General features: G+C 41.8%; 12 protein-coding genes. 6 read left to right on the forward strand and 6 right to left on the reverse strand.

Going from position 1 to position 14325, the window contains the following annotated elements; translation table 11 throughout:
* The 4 genes from dnaA (at position 1) to gyrB (ending at position 6436) form a co-directional block, all read left to right on the forward strand.
* On the forward strand, positions 1-1680 hold the full coding sequence (gene dnaA, locus ALT761_RS00005) for a chromosomal replication initiator protein DnaA (protein WP_129735586.1): 1680 nt from the start codon (positions 1-3) through the stop codon (positions 1678-1680).
* A 31-nt stretch (positions 1681-1711) separates the two neighbouring features.
* Entirely contained in the window at positions 1712-2812 is a 1101-nt protein-coding gene (gene dnaN, locus ALT761_RS00010) for a DNA polymerase III subunit beta (protein WP_013782507.1), read from the forward strand.
* 106 nt (positions 2813-2918) lie between these two features.
* Positions 2919-4007 carry a DNA replication/repair protein RecF gene (gene recF / locus ALT761_RS00015; protein ID WP_129735587.1) on the forward strand — a complete coding sequence of 363 codons (1089 nt, stop codon included), beginning with the start codon at positions 2919-2921 and terminating at the stop codon, positions 4005-4007.
* An 8-nt stretch (positions 4008-4015) separates the two neighbouring features.
* A complete protein-coding gene (gene gyrB, locus ALT761_RS00020) occupies positions 4016-6436 on the forward strand; it encodes a DNA topoisomerase (ATP-hydrolyzing) subunit B (protein WP_129735588.1) in 2421 nt (806 codons plus the stop codon).
* A gap of 546 nt (positions 6437-6982) precedes the next feature.
* Here the strand turns inward: gyrB and ALT761_RS00025 are convergent.
* The 3 genes from ALT761_RS00025 to glyQ all read right to left on the reverse strand — a co-directional run bounded on the left by ALT761_RS00025 (position 6983) and on the right by glyQ (position 10487).
* Positions 6983-7429, reverse strand: a complete 447-nt coding sequence (locus tag ALT761_RS00025; protein WP_129735589.1) for a hypothetical protein — start codon at positions 7427-7429, stop codon at positions 6983-6985.
* Positions 7430-7500: 71 nt separating this feature from the next.
* Complete coding sequence (glyS, locus tag ALT761_RS00030) at positions 7501-9579, reverse strand: glycine--tRNA ligase subunit beta (protein ID WP_129735590.1); 2079 nt, start codon at positions 9577-9579, stop codon at positions 7501-7503.
* A 2-nt stretch (positions 9580-9581) separates the two neighbouring features.
* Entirely contained in the window at positions 9582-10487 is a 906-nt protein-coding gene (glyQ, locus tag ALT761_RS00035; protein WP_129735591.1) for a glycine--tRNA ligase subunit alpha, read from the reverse strand.
* Positions 10488-10636: 149 nt separating this feature from the next.
* Here glyQ and ALT761_RS00040 point away from each other — a divergent pair, with 149 nt between their 5' ends.
* Positions 10637-11224, forward strand: a complete 588-nt coding sequence (locus tag ALT761_RS00040; RefSeq protein WP_129735592.1) for a DNA-3-methyladenine glycosylase I — start codon at positions 10637-10639, stop codon at positions 11222-11224.
* Between the two features lie 75 nt (positions 11225-11299).
* Here ALT761_RS00040 and ALT761_RS00045 read toward each other — a convergent pair whose 3' ends face one another.
* The 3 genes from ALT761_RS00045 to ALT761_RS00055 all read right to left on the reverse strand — a co-directional run bounded on the left by ALT761_RS00045 (position 11300) and on the right by ALT761_RS00055 (position 13438).
* Complete coding sequence (locus tag ALT761_RS00045) at positions 11300-11752, reverse strand: DUF2489 domain-containing protein (protein WP_129735593.1); 453 nt, start codon at positions 11750-11752, stop codon at positions 11300-11302.
* An 18-nt stretch (positions 11753-11770) separates the two neighbouring features.
* On the reverse strand, positions 11771-12283 hold the full coding sequence (gene yihI / locus ALT761_RS00050) for a Der GTPase-activating protein YihI (protein ID WP_129735594.1): 513 nt from the start codon (positions 12281-12283) through the stop codon (positions 11771-11773).
* 531 nt (positions 12284-12814) lie between these two features.
* Complete coding sequence (locus ALT761_RS00055) at positions 12815-13438, reverse strand: c-type cytochrome (protein ID WP_129735595.1); 624 nt, start codon at positions 13436-13438, stop codon at positions 12815-12817.
* Between the two features lie 174 nt (positions 13439-13612).
* Between ALT761_RS00055 and yihA the strand changes: the two genes are divergently transcribed.
* Positions 13613-14230: a ribosome biogenesis GTP-binding protein YihA/YsxC gene (yihA, locus tag ALT761_RS00060; RefSeq protein ID WP_013782517.1), complete on the forward strand. Its 618-nt coding sequence runs from the start codon at positions 13613-13615 to the stop codon at positions 14228-14230.
* Positions 14231-14325 lie beyond the last annotated feature (95 nt).

The raw sequence follows: 14325 nt of genomic DNA on the forward strand, positions 1-14325 counted from the left end.
ATGTCTTTATGGAATCAATGTCTTGAACGTTTGCGTCAAGAATTACCCACGCAACAATTTAGTATGTGGATCAGACCTTTGGTTCCTCAAGAGGAAGAAGGTGTTGTGGCTTTATTTGCCCCTAACCGTTTTATTCTTGATTGGGTAAGAGATAAGTATCTTGACAATATTACCGGGTTACTGCGGGAATTTGCAGGTCCAAACGCACCTCAGTTACGTCTTGATGTTATGAGCAGGGAAAGCTTGAGCCGCAGTAGAGCTGCTGCTTCACCTGCGCCGCAGCAAGCGCAAAACCAAAATCAGGGGCACAACGAAAACCAAGGCCAAGCTGTTAGTCAGTCGTATAACCAAGCACCTAGTCAGTCATTTAGTCAAAGTTCAGGTCAATCGTCTAACCCATATTCAGGGCGATCGTCGGGAAATATGACTGGGCAAGCGGGAACCGATCAGCAATCTATTGATAATAACAGCAATACTGCGCCATCACCTGTTCAGGCGAGTGCCCGCTCTGCCATGCCCCAAACGGGCTACAGTCAGCAAAGCCACTCTGCGTCTAATCATGACAATAGACAGTATGATCAACGAAGTGCTGGATCTAACACAATGCGATCTGCGCCTCAGCAGCCTAAAGTGATCCCGATCCCAGAAGCGGCCAAGCATAAAAGTAATATTAACCCGACTTATCAGTTCGATAATTTCGTAGAAGGTAAATCTAACCAATTGGCTCGTGCCGCTGCTACGCAAGTAGCGAATAACCCGGGTAGTTCTTATAATCCGTTATTTATTTATGGCGGAACTGGTTTAGGTAAAACCCACTTATTGCATGCAGTAGGTAATGGCATTGTCGCGAATAATGAAAATGCCAAAATTGTGTATATGCACTCTGAGCGCTTTGTTCAAGATATGGTTAAGGCACTACAAAATAATGCGATAGAAGACTTCAAACGCTTCTACCGTTCAGTGGATGCGTTATTAATTGATGACATTCAATTCTTTGCTAATAAAGAACGTTCTCAAGAGGAATTCTTTCATACCTTTAATGCGTTACTTGAAGGTAATCAGCAAATCATACTCACGTCTGATAGGTACCCTAAAGAAATTGATGGGGTAGAGGACCGTCTTAAGTCTCGTTTCGGTTGGGGTTTAACCATTGCTATAGAACCCCCTGAATTAGAGACTCGAGTTGCCATCTTAATGCGTAAAGCTGCCGAGAACCGTATTCACTTACCTAATGAAGTTGCTTTCTTTATTGCTAAACGATTGCGTTCGAATGTTCGTGAGTTAGAAGGGGCATTGAATCGAGTGATTGCTAACGCTAACTTCACTGGTCGTCCAATAACCATCGATTTTGTACGTGAAGCCCTAAGAGATTTATTAGCGCTTCAAGAAAAATTAGTTACGGTTGATAATATTCAGAAAACTGTGGCAGATTATTATAAGATTAAAGTTGCTGACATTTTATCTAAGCGAAGAAGTCGAAGTGTTGCACGGCCCAGACAAGTGGCGATGGCATTAGCGAAAGAGCTAACCAATCATAGTTTGCCTGAGTTAGGAAATGCCTTTGGTGGTCGAGACCATACAACGGTACTTCATGCCTGCAGAAAAATAACGCAGCTTAGAGAAGAAAGTCATGATATAAAAGAAGACTATAAGAACCTCATTCGGACTTTGTCTTCCTAAAAATGACCTTTAGAGGCGAGATAGCACAGCAATGAAATTTAGTATAAGCCGCGAACAATTTTTACAACCCCTTCAGCTGGTATCGGGGGCTGTAGAGCGTAGACACACATTACCTATTCTCTCTAACGTGCTCATTAAAGTTAGTGAAGACGCACTATGGCTAACAGGTACAGATTTAGAGGTTGAGCTCATTTCTAGCGTTAAGTTAGAAGGGGAGTTCACCGAAGGCGAAATCACCGTTCCTGCTAAGAAACTCTTCGATATTATTCGAGGTATTTCTGAAGGCACCGATATTCATTTCTCTATAGATGGTAACAAAGCGCTGATAAAAGCAGGGCGTGGTCGTTACACTCTATCTACTTTATCAGCCAACGATTATCCAAATCTAGAAGATTGGGAAGGTGAAGTAGAGTTTGAAATCACCTGTAGTGATATGAAGCGCTTGATTGATTCAACAAGTTTTTCAATGGCGCAACAAGATGTCCGCTATTATTTGAACGGTATGTCTTTAGAGACGGAAGAAAATATTATTCGCACTGTGGCAACTGACGGTCATCGTCTAGCACTATGTCGTTTAAGCTATGAGACCACGCTTCCTGCCCGGCAAGTTATTATTCCTCGTAAAGGTGTGCTTGAGATATCTCGTTTGATCACTGAAGACGATAAGTCATTAAAAGTACAAATAGGCGCAAACCATTTACGTATTTTTTCAAACGACTTCATCTTCACCTCTAAACTTGTAGATGGCCGATTCCCTGATTATCGTCGTGTACTACCTCAAGATGGTGATAAAGAAATTATTGCCAGTAAAGCGGTACTGAAAGACGCGTTTTCACGTGCAGCCATTTTATCTAACGAAAAGTTTCGTGGGGTTCGTTTAAATCTTTCTTCTGGTGAACTGAAAATTACAGCAAATAATCCAGAGCAAGAAGAAGCCGAAGAAATTGTAGATGTAAACTACCAAGGCGACGATTTAGAAATTGGGTTCAATGTCGCTTATCTTATTGATGTATTGAATTCGCTAGGGTCTGACGATGTGAAAATCAGTTTGTCTGATTCTAATGCGAGTGCATTGATTGAAGATGCTGCTGACGATGCTGCACTTTATGTCATTATGCCAATGCGTCTGTAATTATTAATATATTTCATTATCTATCGGCGATGGTGGTTACGATTAATCGTTTTCTTCCATCGCTGCTGTTTATCTCTTATTACCGTCCTTTTTACCGAGTCCTCTTATGAAACTGGACAAAGTCCAGCTTACGAACTTCCGTAACATTTCATCTGCTAACCTTTCACCTTCTCCTGCGTTAACAATTATCCGCGGTGTAAATGGCAGTGGAAAATCATCACTGGTTGAATCCATTTTCTATTTAGGTTTTGGCCGCTCCTTTCGTACTAATAAACACACATCTGTTATTAAGACGGGGGAAGAGGAGTTTAGTGTATTTGCTAGCTGCAAAAACGAAGAAAGTGAAACGTTAAACGTAGGCTTTCAGCGTAGAAGAAACGACACATTCACATGTAGTATTAACGGTGAGCATTCAAATAAACTTTCTGACTTAGTCAGTCTAGTACCCGTTCAACTGTTTACACCCCAAAGTACTGACCTCATTTTAGGTTCGCCTTCTGAACGTAGACGATTTTGTGATTGGGGATTGTTTCACGTGGAACATGACTTCCAAATGCTGTCAGTACAGTTTTCAAAATTCCTTAAGCACCGTAATGCATTATTAAAACAGCAGTCTGATTTGTCGGCACCACAAAACCAGTATTGGGAACAATGTTTTTTAGAGCGGGCAGAAGCGCTGTCGATAAAACGAGAAGACTATATATCAAAACTGACGCCTGTTTTTGAAAAATATGCGACAACATTTCTAGCTGAGTACGAAGTTTCCCTTAATTACTACAAAGGATGGGAAAAAGATGCGTCTTTAGCAGAAAGCTTAGTTAAAAAACGTGAGTATGATGGTAAAATAGGTCATACAACTTCTGGCCCCCATAAGGCTGATATTAAGCTAAAAGTTAATGGGGTTAATGCCCAAGAGTTATTATCACGTGGGCAGCTTAGAATGGCTGTTGCGGCGCTGCAAATGGCGCAAACAGAACTATTTAATACTTTAACTAACAGGAAGAGTATCTTCTTGTTAGATGATGTAGGCGCAGAACTTGACGCCGATAAACGTGAGTTATTTATAGACGGGCTGTTGGATATGGATACGCAGGTTTTCGTTACTGCAATTGAATCTTCGCAGCTTGAATTCATACAAAAATATAACGAAAAGAAAATGTTTCACGTGGAACATGGAAGCGTGAAAGAGGAGTAAAACCTAGTATGTCAGAACAGAATAATTACGACTCGTCCAGTATCAAGGTACTTAAAGGATTAGACGCCGTACGAAAGCGTCCTGGTATGTATATCGGTGACACGGACGATGGTACAGGACTTCACCACATGGTTTTCGAGGTTGTTGATAACTCGATAGATGAAGCTTTGGCTGGACACTGTTCAGAAATCGTTGTGCAAATACACACAGATGGCTCTGTTTCTGTATACGATGACGGTAGAGGAATTCCAACTGCAGTGCACGAAGAAGAAGGTGTGTCTGCGGCTGAAGTTATTATGACAGTTCTGCATGCTGGCGGTAAGTTTGATGATAACTCTTATAAAGTATCTGGCGGACTACACGGCGTTGGTGTTTCAGTAGTAAACGCATTATCGAGCAAGTTGAAGCTTCGTATTCGTCGTGAAGGCAAAACACACGAACAAGAATATCAACATGGTGTTCCTCAAGCGCCTTTAGCTGTAATTGGTGAAACTGATAAAACAGGTACTAGTGTTCGCTTTTGGCCAAGCTCAGATACCTTTACTAACACCTTATTTCATTACGATATTCTAGCTAAACGTTTAAGAGAGTTATCTTTCCTTAACTCTGGTATTTCAATTCGATTGAAAGACGAGCGTGACGGTAAAGAAGATCACTTCATGTACGAAGGTGGAATTAAAGCTTTTGTTGAATACTTGAATCAAAAGAAGACACCTGTTCACCAGAAGGTTTTCCATTTTACGCATGAACAAGAAGATGGTATTTCAGTAGAAGTGTCTATGCAGTGGAATGATGGCTTCCAAGAAAACATTTACTGCTTTACTAACAACATTCCTCAAAGAGACGGTGGTACTCACTTAGCCGGTTTCCGTGGTGCGTTAACAAGAACGCTTAATAACTACATGGAAAAAGAGGGTATGAACAAAAAGGCCAAAACTAACACGAGCGGTGATGATGCGCGTGAAGGTTTAACGGCTGTTGTATCAGTGAAAGTTCCTGACCCTAAATTCTCATCTCAAACTAAAGATAAGCTGGTTTCATCAGAAGTGAAAACAGCAGTTGAATCAGCAATGAACGAAAAACTTGCTGAGTTCTTACTTGAGAACCCTGCCGAAAGTAGAATTATTGCAGGTAAAATTATCGATGCTGCACGAGCTCGTGACGCAGCACGTAAAGCACGTGAAATGACTCGCCGTAAGGGCGCGTTAGACTTAGCTGGTTTACCGGGTAAGCTTGCTGATTGTCAGGAAAAAGATCCTGCACTAAGCGAACTATATATAGTGGAAGGGGACTCTGCTGGCGGTTCAGCCAAGCAGGGACGAAACCGTAAGAACCAAGCTATTCTTCCGCTTAAAGGGAAAATATTAAACGTTGAGAAAGCACGTTTTGACAAAATGCTTTCTTCACAAGAAGTTGCCACGCTAATCACTGCACTAGGCTGCGGTATTGGCCGCGACGAATATAACCCAGAAAAACTACGTTATCACAGCATTATTATTATGACGGATGCTGATGTGGATGGCTCACACATTCGTACATTGCTACTGACATTCTTCTATCGTCAAATGCCAGAAATCATCGAACGTGGTTATATTTATATTGCACAGCCGCCACTTTATAAAGTGAAAAAAGGTAAGCAAGAGCAGTATTTGAAAGATGATGATGCGTTAACGGCATACCTGACTTCTATCGCAATTGATGGTTCATCTCTGCACACCAGTGATGATGACCCAGGTATTAGCGGTGTAGCGTTAGAGCAATTGGTAACCTTATACCAATCAGCAGAGAAGATGATTACGCGCATGAAGCGTCTAATGCCTTCCTCTATTCTTTATAGAATGATTTATACGCCTACATTGAATCTAGAAGATTTAAAAGATGAAAGCACACTCGCAAACGTAGCTGAACACTTTGTTGCACAGCTTACTGAACGTGAAAATGATGGCGCAACATACCGCTATGAAATTCGCAGAGACGTCGAACTTAGCGAGTTCTATATCACCATTATCATGCGTATGCATGGTATCGATTACGAATACGTAATTGGTCACGACTTTATTGAGTCTACTGAATATCAGCGTCTTAAAGAGCTTAATTTGGCGATTAACGACATGATGAGCGCAAATGCGTTTATACAACGTGGTGATCGTAAAATGCCTGTAGAGTCATTTAAAGAAGCACTAGATTGGTTAATGAGTGAAGCTAAACGTGGTCAGTACATTCAGCGCTATAAAGGACTAGGTGAGATGAACCCAAGCCAGCTTTGGGAAACCACCATGGATCCTGAAGGTCGTAGAATGCTTCAAGTTAAAATTGAAGATGCTATAGCGTGTGACCAGTTGTTTACTACGCTAATGGGTGACCAAGTAGAACCAAGAAGAAACTTCATTGAAGCTAACGCGTTAAGAGTAGAAAACTTAGACGTGTAAGAGGTCAATGACCCCACACGTTAGATTAGTGTGAAAAGATAAAGAAAAAGCCTGGCTTCTTTAAAAAGAATCCGGGCTTTTTTATTGTTAAATCACGCATAGTATAAGCAAAATCTACATCTAGACTTGTGGCCTTAGAATGTCTGCCTACAACAGATTACCTGCTGTTTCGCTTTAGACCATTTAAGCCATAAGAAAACCTCTGTAGTACTCACAGAGACGCCCCTGAGGTGTATAGGAGAGGCAAAGTTAATGTGAGGTGGAAATATATGCCTTATAGAAAAGGAAGATATTCCATCGGGTCATGATGCTCATGATGATTTAATGACGCCGCGTTAAGTCTAATTAATTGATAATGAAGCCATCGCGGCAGGTGTGATTAAGCAAAGACAATAAGACAACGTAGTGACGATTGAGAGCGTTAATTAAAAAATAGTACGTTAATGCAAAAAGGCTAGGTCAAAAAAAAGAGTAGGGTTTAATACCTACTCTTTTTTTATTTTAGCGCTATGTATAAGCGATATATAAGCGACTAGGAATCGAACCTTACTGCGTTCGAGTTATCACTAAACTCACTTCATTGTCATCTGCAGGTGCAACCTGAAAACGGTATATCCCCGTATTAGAGGGTGTAAACTGAAGGTTTTCAGAACCTTGTTTACAGGCTAAGAATATCTTAGTGCTTACCATAACAGGCTGACCTTTATAATTACCCCCACAACTTTGACTCGGTGTCCAAATAGCATCAGACAAACGAAAATCATAGGGCTGACCATCAGCGATAAGTTCTACATTTACGAACCAACCCTTACTATCTTTTTTAAATTGATAGGCCGATGTGGCTTCCCACCAATTAAATACGCCTCGAAGATACAAGTTTTCGAACTGAATTTTTGGCGTGGGCTGGGCTACTTCTGGAATAGAAAAACCACTTCTGCTTGAACAGGCAGAAACAAAGAGCGAAAAAATAATGACTAAAAGGGTTTTATTCACACTAACTCCAATAAAAAAACGCTCAACAGATGTTGAGCGTTTGTAGTCTATAGCTTACTTACCAAACTAATTTAAGACTTCGCCAACAGGGAAATATCTGCGGTAGTAAGGAAAAGTTGCCTTAAAAGCGATAACAACGCAAGTCTGTTTTGTTTAACCGCGTCATCTTCTGCCATTACCATCACATCATCGAAGAAACTATCAATGGCACTACGTAGTGTAGCCATAGTAGAAAGTATCTTAGTGTAATCTTGAGTAGTAACAGCGGAAGTTACCACAGATTCAGCAGACATTAGCGCGCTATAAAGTGCCTTTTCAGCGTCTTCACTTAACAAAGATTCATCAATAGATGCATTAGCGCTGCTATCAACACCTTGCTTCGCTAGAATGTTCGCAACACGCTTATTAGCTGCTGCTAATGCTTGGGCTTCTTCAAGTTGTTTAAACTCGGCTACGGCGTTTACACGGGCCACATAATCGCTTGGCTGAGTAGGGCGTCTTGCTGAAACCGCTTGAATGACATCAATAGCGATACCTTGGTCTTGCAACACCGCGACAAACCTTGCTAGTACAAAGTCGACAACCTGTGCTTGGAAGTCTTGATTAGAAAGCTTATCTCCGTAAACTTCACCCGCTTTAGCAACAAGCACTTCAAGATCGAGAGGCAGTGAAAGCTCGGTAATAATACGTAGCACACCAATAGCGGCACGGCGTAACGCGAACGGGTCTTTGTCACCTTTCGGTAATTGACCTATACCAAAAATTCCAACCAGCGTATCTAGCTTGTCAGCAAGCGCTACTGCAGCACTAACGCCTGGTGAAGGCAAAGCGTCGCCAGCAAATCTAGGCATATACTGTTCGTACAGGGCTTCAGCAACCGCAGCATCTTCACCATCATTTAACGCATAGTATTTACCCATAACGCCTTGTACGTCTGGGAATTCCATTACCATGTTGGTCATTAAATCAGTTTTAGCAAGTAAACCTGCACGAGCCGCGAGCGCCTCATTTGCGTCTATTTGTGACGCAATAAAACCAGATAGCGCAGAAATACGTTCAGATTTTTCTTTAAGTGTTCCTAATTGCTTTTGGAAAAGCACGCTCTCAAGGCTTGCAAGTCTGCTTTCAAGTGATGTCTTTTTATCACTGTTAAAGAAGAACTCAGCATCAGCTAGGCGAGGGCGAATAACTTTTTCATTTCCGCTTATTACCTGAATAGGATCTTGGCTTTCAATATTACTGACAAATAAGAACGTGTTAGAAAGTTGACCATCACTATCAAGTAGTGGAACGTATTTTTGGTCATCTTTCATGGTGTAAATAAGCGCTTCTTTAGGCACCGCTAAGAAGCCTTCTTCAAAGCTTGCTTGCATCACTACCGGCCATTCCACCAATGAAGCAATTTCTTCAAGCAGGTCTTCGTTAAAATCAGGTGTAAGCGAAAGCGCATCAGCAGCAGTTTGTAGTTGCTGACGTACCTTGTCTTTACGCGCGGTAAAATCAGCTACCACGTAATGGGCTTCCAAGGCACTGGCGTAGTTGTCAGCATGGTCTAGCTCAAAGCGCGGTTCACCGTGGAAACGATGGCCTTGAATAGTCCTTCCGCTTGCCAAGCCTAACGCGGTTAAGTTCACTACTTCACTGCCATACAACGCCGTAAGGGTATGAACTGGGCGAATAAACTGCGTAGTGTAATTGCCCCAACGCATCGCTTTAGGGATAGGAAGCTTAGCAATAGCCTGGTTAAGTAAAGACTCTAGTAACTCACCAATCTGTTTGCCTGGCACGTGCGCTTTGTGCAACAGCCATTCACCTTTGTCGGTAACAAGGCGTTCAGCATCTTCTACACTAATACCATTACCACGGGCCCAACCTTGAGCGGCCTTAGTAGGGTTGCCATCTGTATCAAAAGCGGCACTTACAGCAGGGCCGCGTTTTTCTACCGTTTTATCAGCTTGGCTTTCAGCCAACGAAGAAACATAAACAGCTAAGCGACGTGGAGCAGCAAACCAACTTACACTAGTAAAACTAAGCTCAGCCGCAGTAAGCGCTGCCTCAAATTGCTGTGCAAAGGCTTCGCCAAGAGACTTAAGCGCTTTAGGTGGAAGCTCTTCTGTTCCAAGCTCTATCAAACAATTCTCTGTTCGCACCCTTAAGACTCCTTATTACAAAGTGGGAAACCAAGCGCTTCACGCTTCTGGAAATAGCTTTCAGCACATGCTTTTGCGAGAGTACGAACGCGTAAAATATAGCGTTGACGCTCTGTCACTGAAATAGCATGGCGAGCATCTAGCATATTAAATGCGTGAGATGCCTTCATAACTTGCTCGTAGGCAGGTAGTGGTAAATTCTTTTCGATAAGTAATTGGCTAGCTGATTCGCATTCATCGAATGTACGAAATAGGGCATCAACGTTGGCATATTCAAAGTTATAGGTAGATTGCTCTACTTCATTTTGATGGAATACATCGCCATAGGTTACTTTACCCATAGGGCCGTCTGCCCATACTAAGTCGTAAATGCTATCTACGCCTTGTACATACATGGCTAAACGTTCTAGGCCGTAAGTAATTTCGCCCGTAACTGGCTTACATTCAATACCGCCAACCTGTTGGAAGTAAGTGAACTGCGTCACTTCCATACCATTAAGCCATACTTCCCAGCCAAGACCCCAAGCGCCAAGAGTAGGCGACTCCCAGTTGTCTTCAACGAAGCGAATGTCATGCACCAAGGGATCGAAACCTAATTCTTTCAAAGAACCCAGATACAACTCTTGAATATTGTCAGGAGAAGGCTTCAACATTACTTGGAATTGATAGTAATGTTGTAAGCGGTTTGGGTTTTCACCGTATCGACCATCAGTAGGGCGACGGCAAGTTTGAACATAGGCACTGCTCATAGGCTCTGGGCCTAATGAACGAAGAAATGTCATTGGGTGAAAGGTACCCGCACCTACTTCCATATCAAGGGGCTGAATGATTACGCACCCCTGACGCGCCCAATAATCTTGAAGCGCAAGGATCAAACCTTGAAAGGTATTAATATCGTATTTCTGCATACATCCGCTGCTTATTGGTTATCTGTATCTTTAAAGGTGGGATAGTATACAATTTGTGACGCATAGTATGTAGGTGTAAAGCGTTAAAAAGCGCCATGAAACCCGTTAAAAGATGACTTAAACGTGGATTAACAAGGCTATTTAAGATTATGGCATCAACTAAATTAAATCGGTGTGGCTGGGTGAGCGATGACCTTCTATATCAAAAATACCACGATGAACAGTGGGGACGGCCTGTTTTAGATAGCAAAGAGTTGTTCGCTAAACTTTGTTTGGACGGTCAACAGGCTGGATTGTCGTGGATAACCATTTTAAAAAAACAAGAAAATTATGAAGCTGCTTTCCATGACTTTGAACCGACAAAAATAATTCAAATGGATGAGCAAGAAATAGCGGCATGCTTGCAAAACCCTGGCATTGTGCGCAACAAGCTAAAAGTCGCGTCTATTATTAAGAATGCCCATGGCTATTTAAACATCGAAAAACGGCAAGGTTTTTCTGACTTTATTTGGCAGTTTACCGACGGTAAAACTATTATTAATGAATGGAAAGACTTTAAAGAGGCGCCTACCTTTACTGCTGAATCCAAAGCAATGTCGAAAGCGCTGAAAAAAGAGGGCTTTTCCTTTGTAGGCGAAACCATTTGTTATGCCTTCATGCAAGCGGTAGGCATAGTGAATGACCATGTTACAGGCTGTCATTGTTACGAAGAAACCTGTCAACTAGCAAGACGTTAACCCTACATAAAACCCAATAAAAAAGCGCTTCATACGAAGCGCCTTTAAAGGGGGTACTGAAATTACAGCAACCGGCTAGGTAATAGACTGACAATACGCCTTTATTGCTGGCATTTCACTTAACACTTTAGATTCATAATCTGACTCAATCTGCTCTCTAGCTATGTCTTGCTTACGCTTTTCTTGTTTAGACAGTTTCTGCCTATCTTCTAGCACGGCAAAACCGCTCACTTCTACGAATAACGCATAAGTATGAGGGTAGGACGCTTTATGATCTGGAGGAGACAAAATAGGTAATGCTCCCAACAAATTAACTATCCGAATAACCCCTTCAGATAAGTCGCACTGTTGTTGTTCCATTGCCTTAGCGATAGTATAAATACTTTCGCTAATCGTTTTTATACGCTCGTCTCTTACTTTCTGCTGGCGTTGGTTTTGTTGCTTAAGCTGGAACAATAACCTACCGGCATAAAAACCAAGTGCGACTATAACTAATAGCGCCACAATAACTAACACTGTCCACAGCATAAAACAGAGCCCGCCTTACTATTTCTTAAAGTCGTTAATATCTATAGCGTCCAAATCATCTAATGGATCCATTTCGTCGTCATCCTCATCATCGTCTTCAACGATGCCAAGCAAATCACAAAGAATGCGGTGGCGTGCCATTTTTTCATCAACGTAAGATTGTTGCTCTTTAGTCAGTTGCTTGTCGTCATCAAGCTTGTCTAACAATGACGCTAAACGCTGATCTGCTTCAAGTGCCGCTAGCTCTTCGCTAGGAGTGGCAAATTTTTGCTTTTGAGTCGGCGTAGTAATTGTCGTTTTCTTAACAACTAAAGGAATAGGTTTCTTGCTGCCTAAACGAGGGTCTTGGTTCTCACGACGTTTAGAAATACCGTTCTCACCTTGCTCAACGTTATGACGGCTGCCAGCAGGTTTACCTTTATGCTTCTTTGGACGAGGGGTACTCTCCAGACGTTTTTGCCCAGGTTTACGATCAGGATCTTTCCTGACGCCAATGAGTCCAACTTTACGAGACTTTTTTGATCTTGCCATATATAAAAGGTATCAAATTTTTAGTGATTGAAAGGGCGTATTATAGCGCGAATTGCTCAAAGCTTCTTCATCAAAACAGCATGATTCATCGGAAAGTGAATATGCGGTTGGATCTGTTCGCGATAATACAACTGAAGGTCTACGAAAAAGTAGGCGTTTGCCGAATAACGAGTAATACAAAAGCTGGGTATCAACTAGAATTTAGGCAAGAAAAAAGGCGATGGCTTTCACCATCACCTTACATTGTTTGAGTGTCAGATGACACCTCTCCCGTTACTTACACTTCTATGTGTAGTTGTGCTTCCCAGCTTGGCTCCCCTTTTTATTGATTTTAGCAGAGCTCGTTTTGTTCTTGGCCTTCTTGGCGCTTTATCCAATCATCCGTGTTGTATTTTTATTATTATTCTTGTTATTTAGCCTGTAAAGTTTCAGACAAACCTACAAACTATTGCGATAGACTACACGAATAATTATGAAATACAACTTTATACGCAACAATTAATTAACAAATGCGCATATATTTACAGAGTCTTAGTGTAAGCCCGCGATATAGTTAGATAAAATTTCGATATCTTCATCGGTTAATTTCATCGCAATATCACGCATCATGCCATTCATATCGTTATGGCGCTCGCCTGCACGGAAAGATTTCAATTGTGATGCGGTATAGGTTACATGCTGGCCACTGATATCAGGGAAACCTGCTAAGCCCATTCCGTTACCTTTAGGACCGTGACATGCTATACATGCGGTCACGCCACGAGACTCATCGCCACCTTGGTATAAAGCGCGACCAGCTTCAATGTATTGCTCTGCCGTTTCACCTTCTTTAGGTGTTTGGCTAGAAAAGTAAGCGGCTAAGTCTTTCATGTCTTGTTCTGAAAGAGGGGCAGCCATACCGTTCATTACGGCATTATTACGTCCTTCTTCGCCACCTGTCTGTGACGCAAGCTTGAACTCCATTAATTGCTTAACGAGGTACTTTTCGTGTTGTCCTGCTATTTTGGGGTTCATGTCTATCATGCTGTTACCATCAGGACCATGACATGCTGCACATACTGCAGATTTTGCTTTACCGGCTTCAGCATCACCTTCTGCCATCGCAGAAACTGAAATACCTAAAGACACACACAATAACAAACACAGTTTTTTCATAATAAATCTCTTAAATGGATCCAACGGCTCGCGTAACATACGTGATATCATGCGTATTTTACACATTTAACGCGTCAGAAAAACCTATTCCATGATAAAACTATGGTTTTTAGCAGGTTTAGATCATTAATAGAGTTTAATTCTAGGGTTATGACGCATTTGAGGTAAGTCTAGATGTCGTATTACACCAAAGCAAAGTTCTTTACCAGTGCACCTGATATTCGTCATTTAAAAGATGATAGCGGTATTGAGGTAGCGTTTGCTGGCCGTTCAAACGCGGGCAAGTCGAGCGCGTTGAATACACTCACTCGTCAAAAGAACCTGGCAAGAACCAGTAAAACACCAGGTCGTACACAGCTCATCAATGTTTTTAATCTTGAAGAAGATCGTCGTTTAGTCGATTTGCCTGGTTATGGATTTGCCCAAGTACCGCTTGCGATGAAAAATAAGTGGCAACAAGCATTAGGTGAATACCTTCAAAAGCGTAAATCGCTTAAAGGTTTAGTGGTGCTTATGGATATTCGTCATCCGTTTAAAGATCTTGATCAAGATTTGATTCACTGGGCAGTAGATTCCAATATCCCTGTATTAGCCTTACTGACTAAGTCAGATAAGCTTAAATCAGGAAAGCGAAAGGCTCAGCTGCTTATGGCGCAGGAAGCTGCACTGGCGTTTATGGGTGATGTGACGGTAAATACCTTCTCATCTTTAAATCGTCAGGGGTTGCCAGAACTCGAAAAAGTGTTGAATAAGTGGTTGGCACTTGATGTAGAAAAACCTGACGCAGAATAAAATAAACCGTTTGAACGACTAAGCTAAATAAAAGGCCAGATAAAAGAAAGCCCCGCTAAAAAGCAGGGCCAAAATACTGAGAGAAAACACATAAA

Origin of the sequence: Alteromonas sp. 76-1, from assembly GCF_900654235.1 — a bacterium.
Lineage (GTDB): Bacteria > Pseudomonadota > Gammaproteobacteria > Enterobacterales > Alteromonadaceae > Alteromonas > Alteromonas naphthalenivorans.

Excerpts from the sequence above, each read along its gene's own strand:
- dnaA (WP_129735586.1), top strand. The coding sequence starts at position 1 with ATGTCTTTATGGAATCAATGTCTTGAACGTTTGCGTCAAGAATTACCC.
- dnaN (WP_013782507.1), top strand. The coding sequence starts at position 1,712 with ATGAAATTTAGTATAAGCCGCGAACAATTTTTACAACCCCTTCAGCTG.
- recF (WP_129735587.1), top strand. The coding sequence starts at position 2,919 with ATGAAACTGGACAAAGTCCAGCTTACGAACTTCCGTAACATTTCATCT.
- gyrB (WP_129735588.1), top strand. The coding sequence starts at position 4,016 with ATGTCAGAACAGAATAATTACGACTCGTCCAGTATCAAGGTACTTAAA.
- glyQ (WP_129735591.1), bottom strand. The coding sequence starts at position 10,487 with ATGCAGAAATACGATATTAATACCTTTCAAGGTTTGATCCTTGCGCTT.
- ALT761_RS00040 (WP_129735592.1), top strand. The coding sequence starts at position 10,637 with ATGGCATCAACTAAATTAAATCGGTGTGGCTGGGTGAGCGATGACCTT.
- ALT761_RS00045 (WP_129735593.1), bottom strand. The coding sequence starts at position 11,752 with ATGCTGTGGACAGTGTTAGTTATTGTGGCGCTATTAGTTATAGTCGCA.
- yihI (WP_129735594.1), bottom strand. The coding sequence starts at position 12,283 with ATGGCAAGATCAAAAAAGTCTCGTAAAGTTGGACTCATTGGCGTCAGG.
- ALT761_RS00055 (WP_129735595.1), bottom strand. The coding sequence starts at position 13,438 with ATGAAAAAACTGTGTTTGTTATTGTGTGTGTCTTTAGGTATTTCAGTT.
- yihA (WP_013782517.1), top strand. The coding sequence starts at position 13,613 with ATGTCGTATTACACCAAAGCAAAGTTCTTTACCAGTGCACCTGATATT.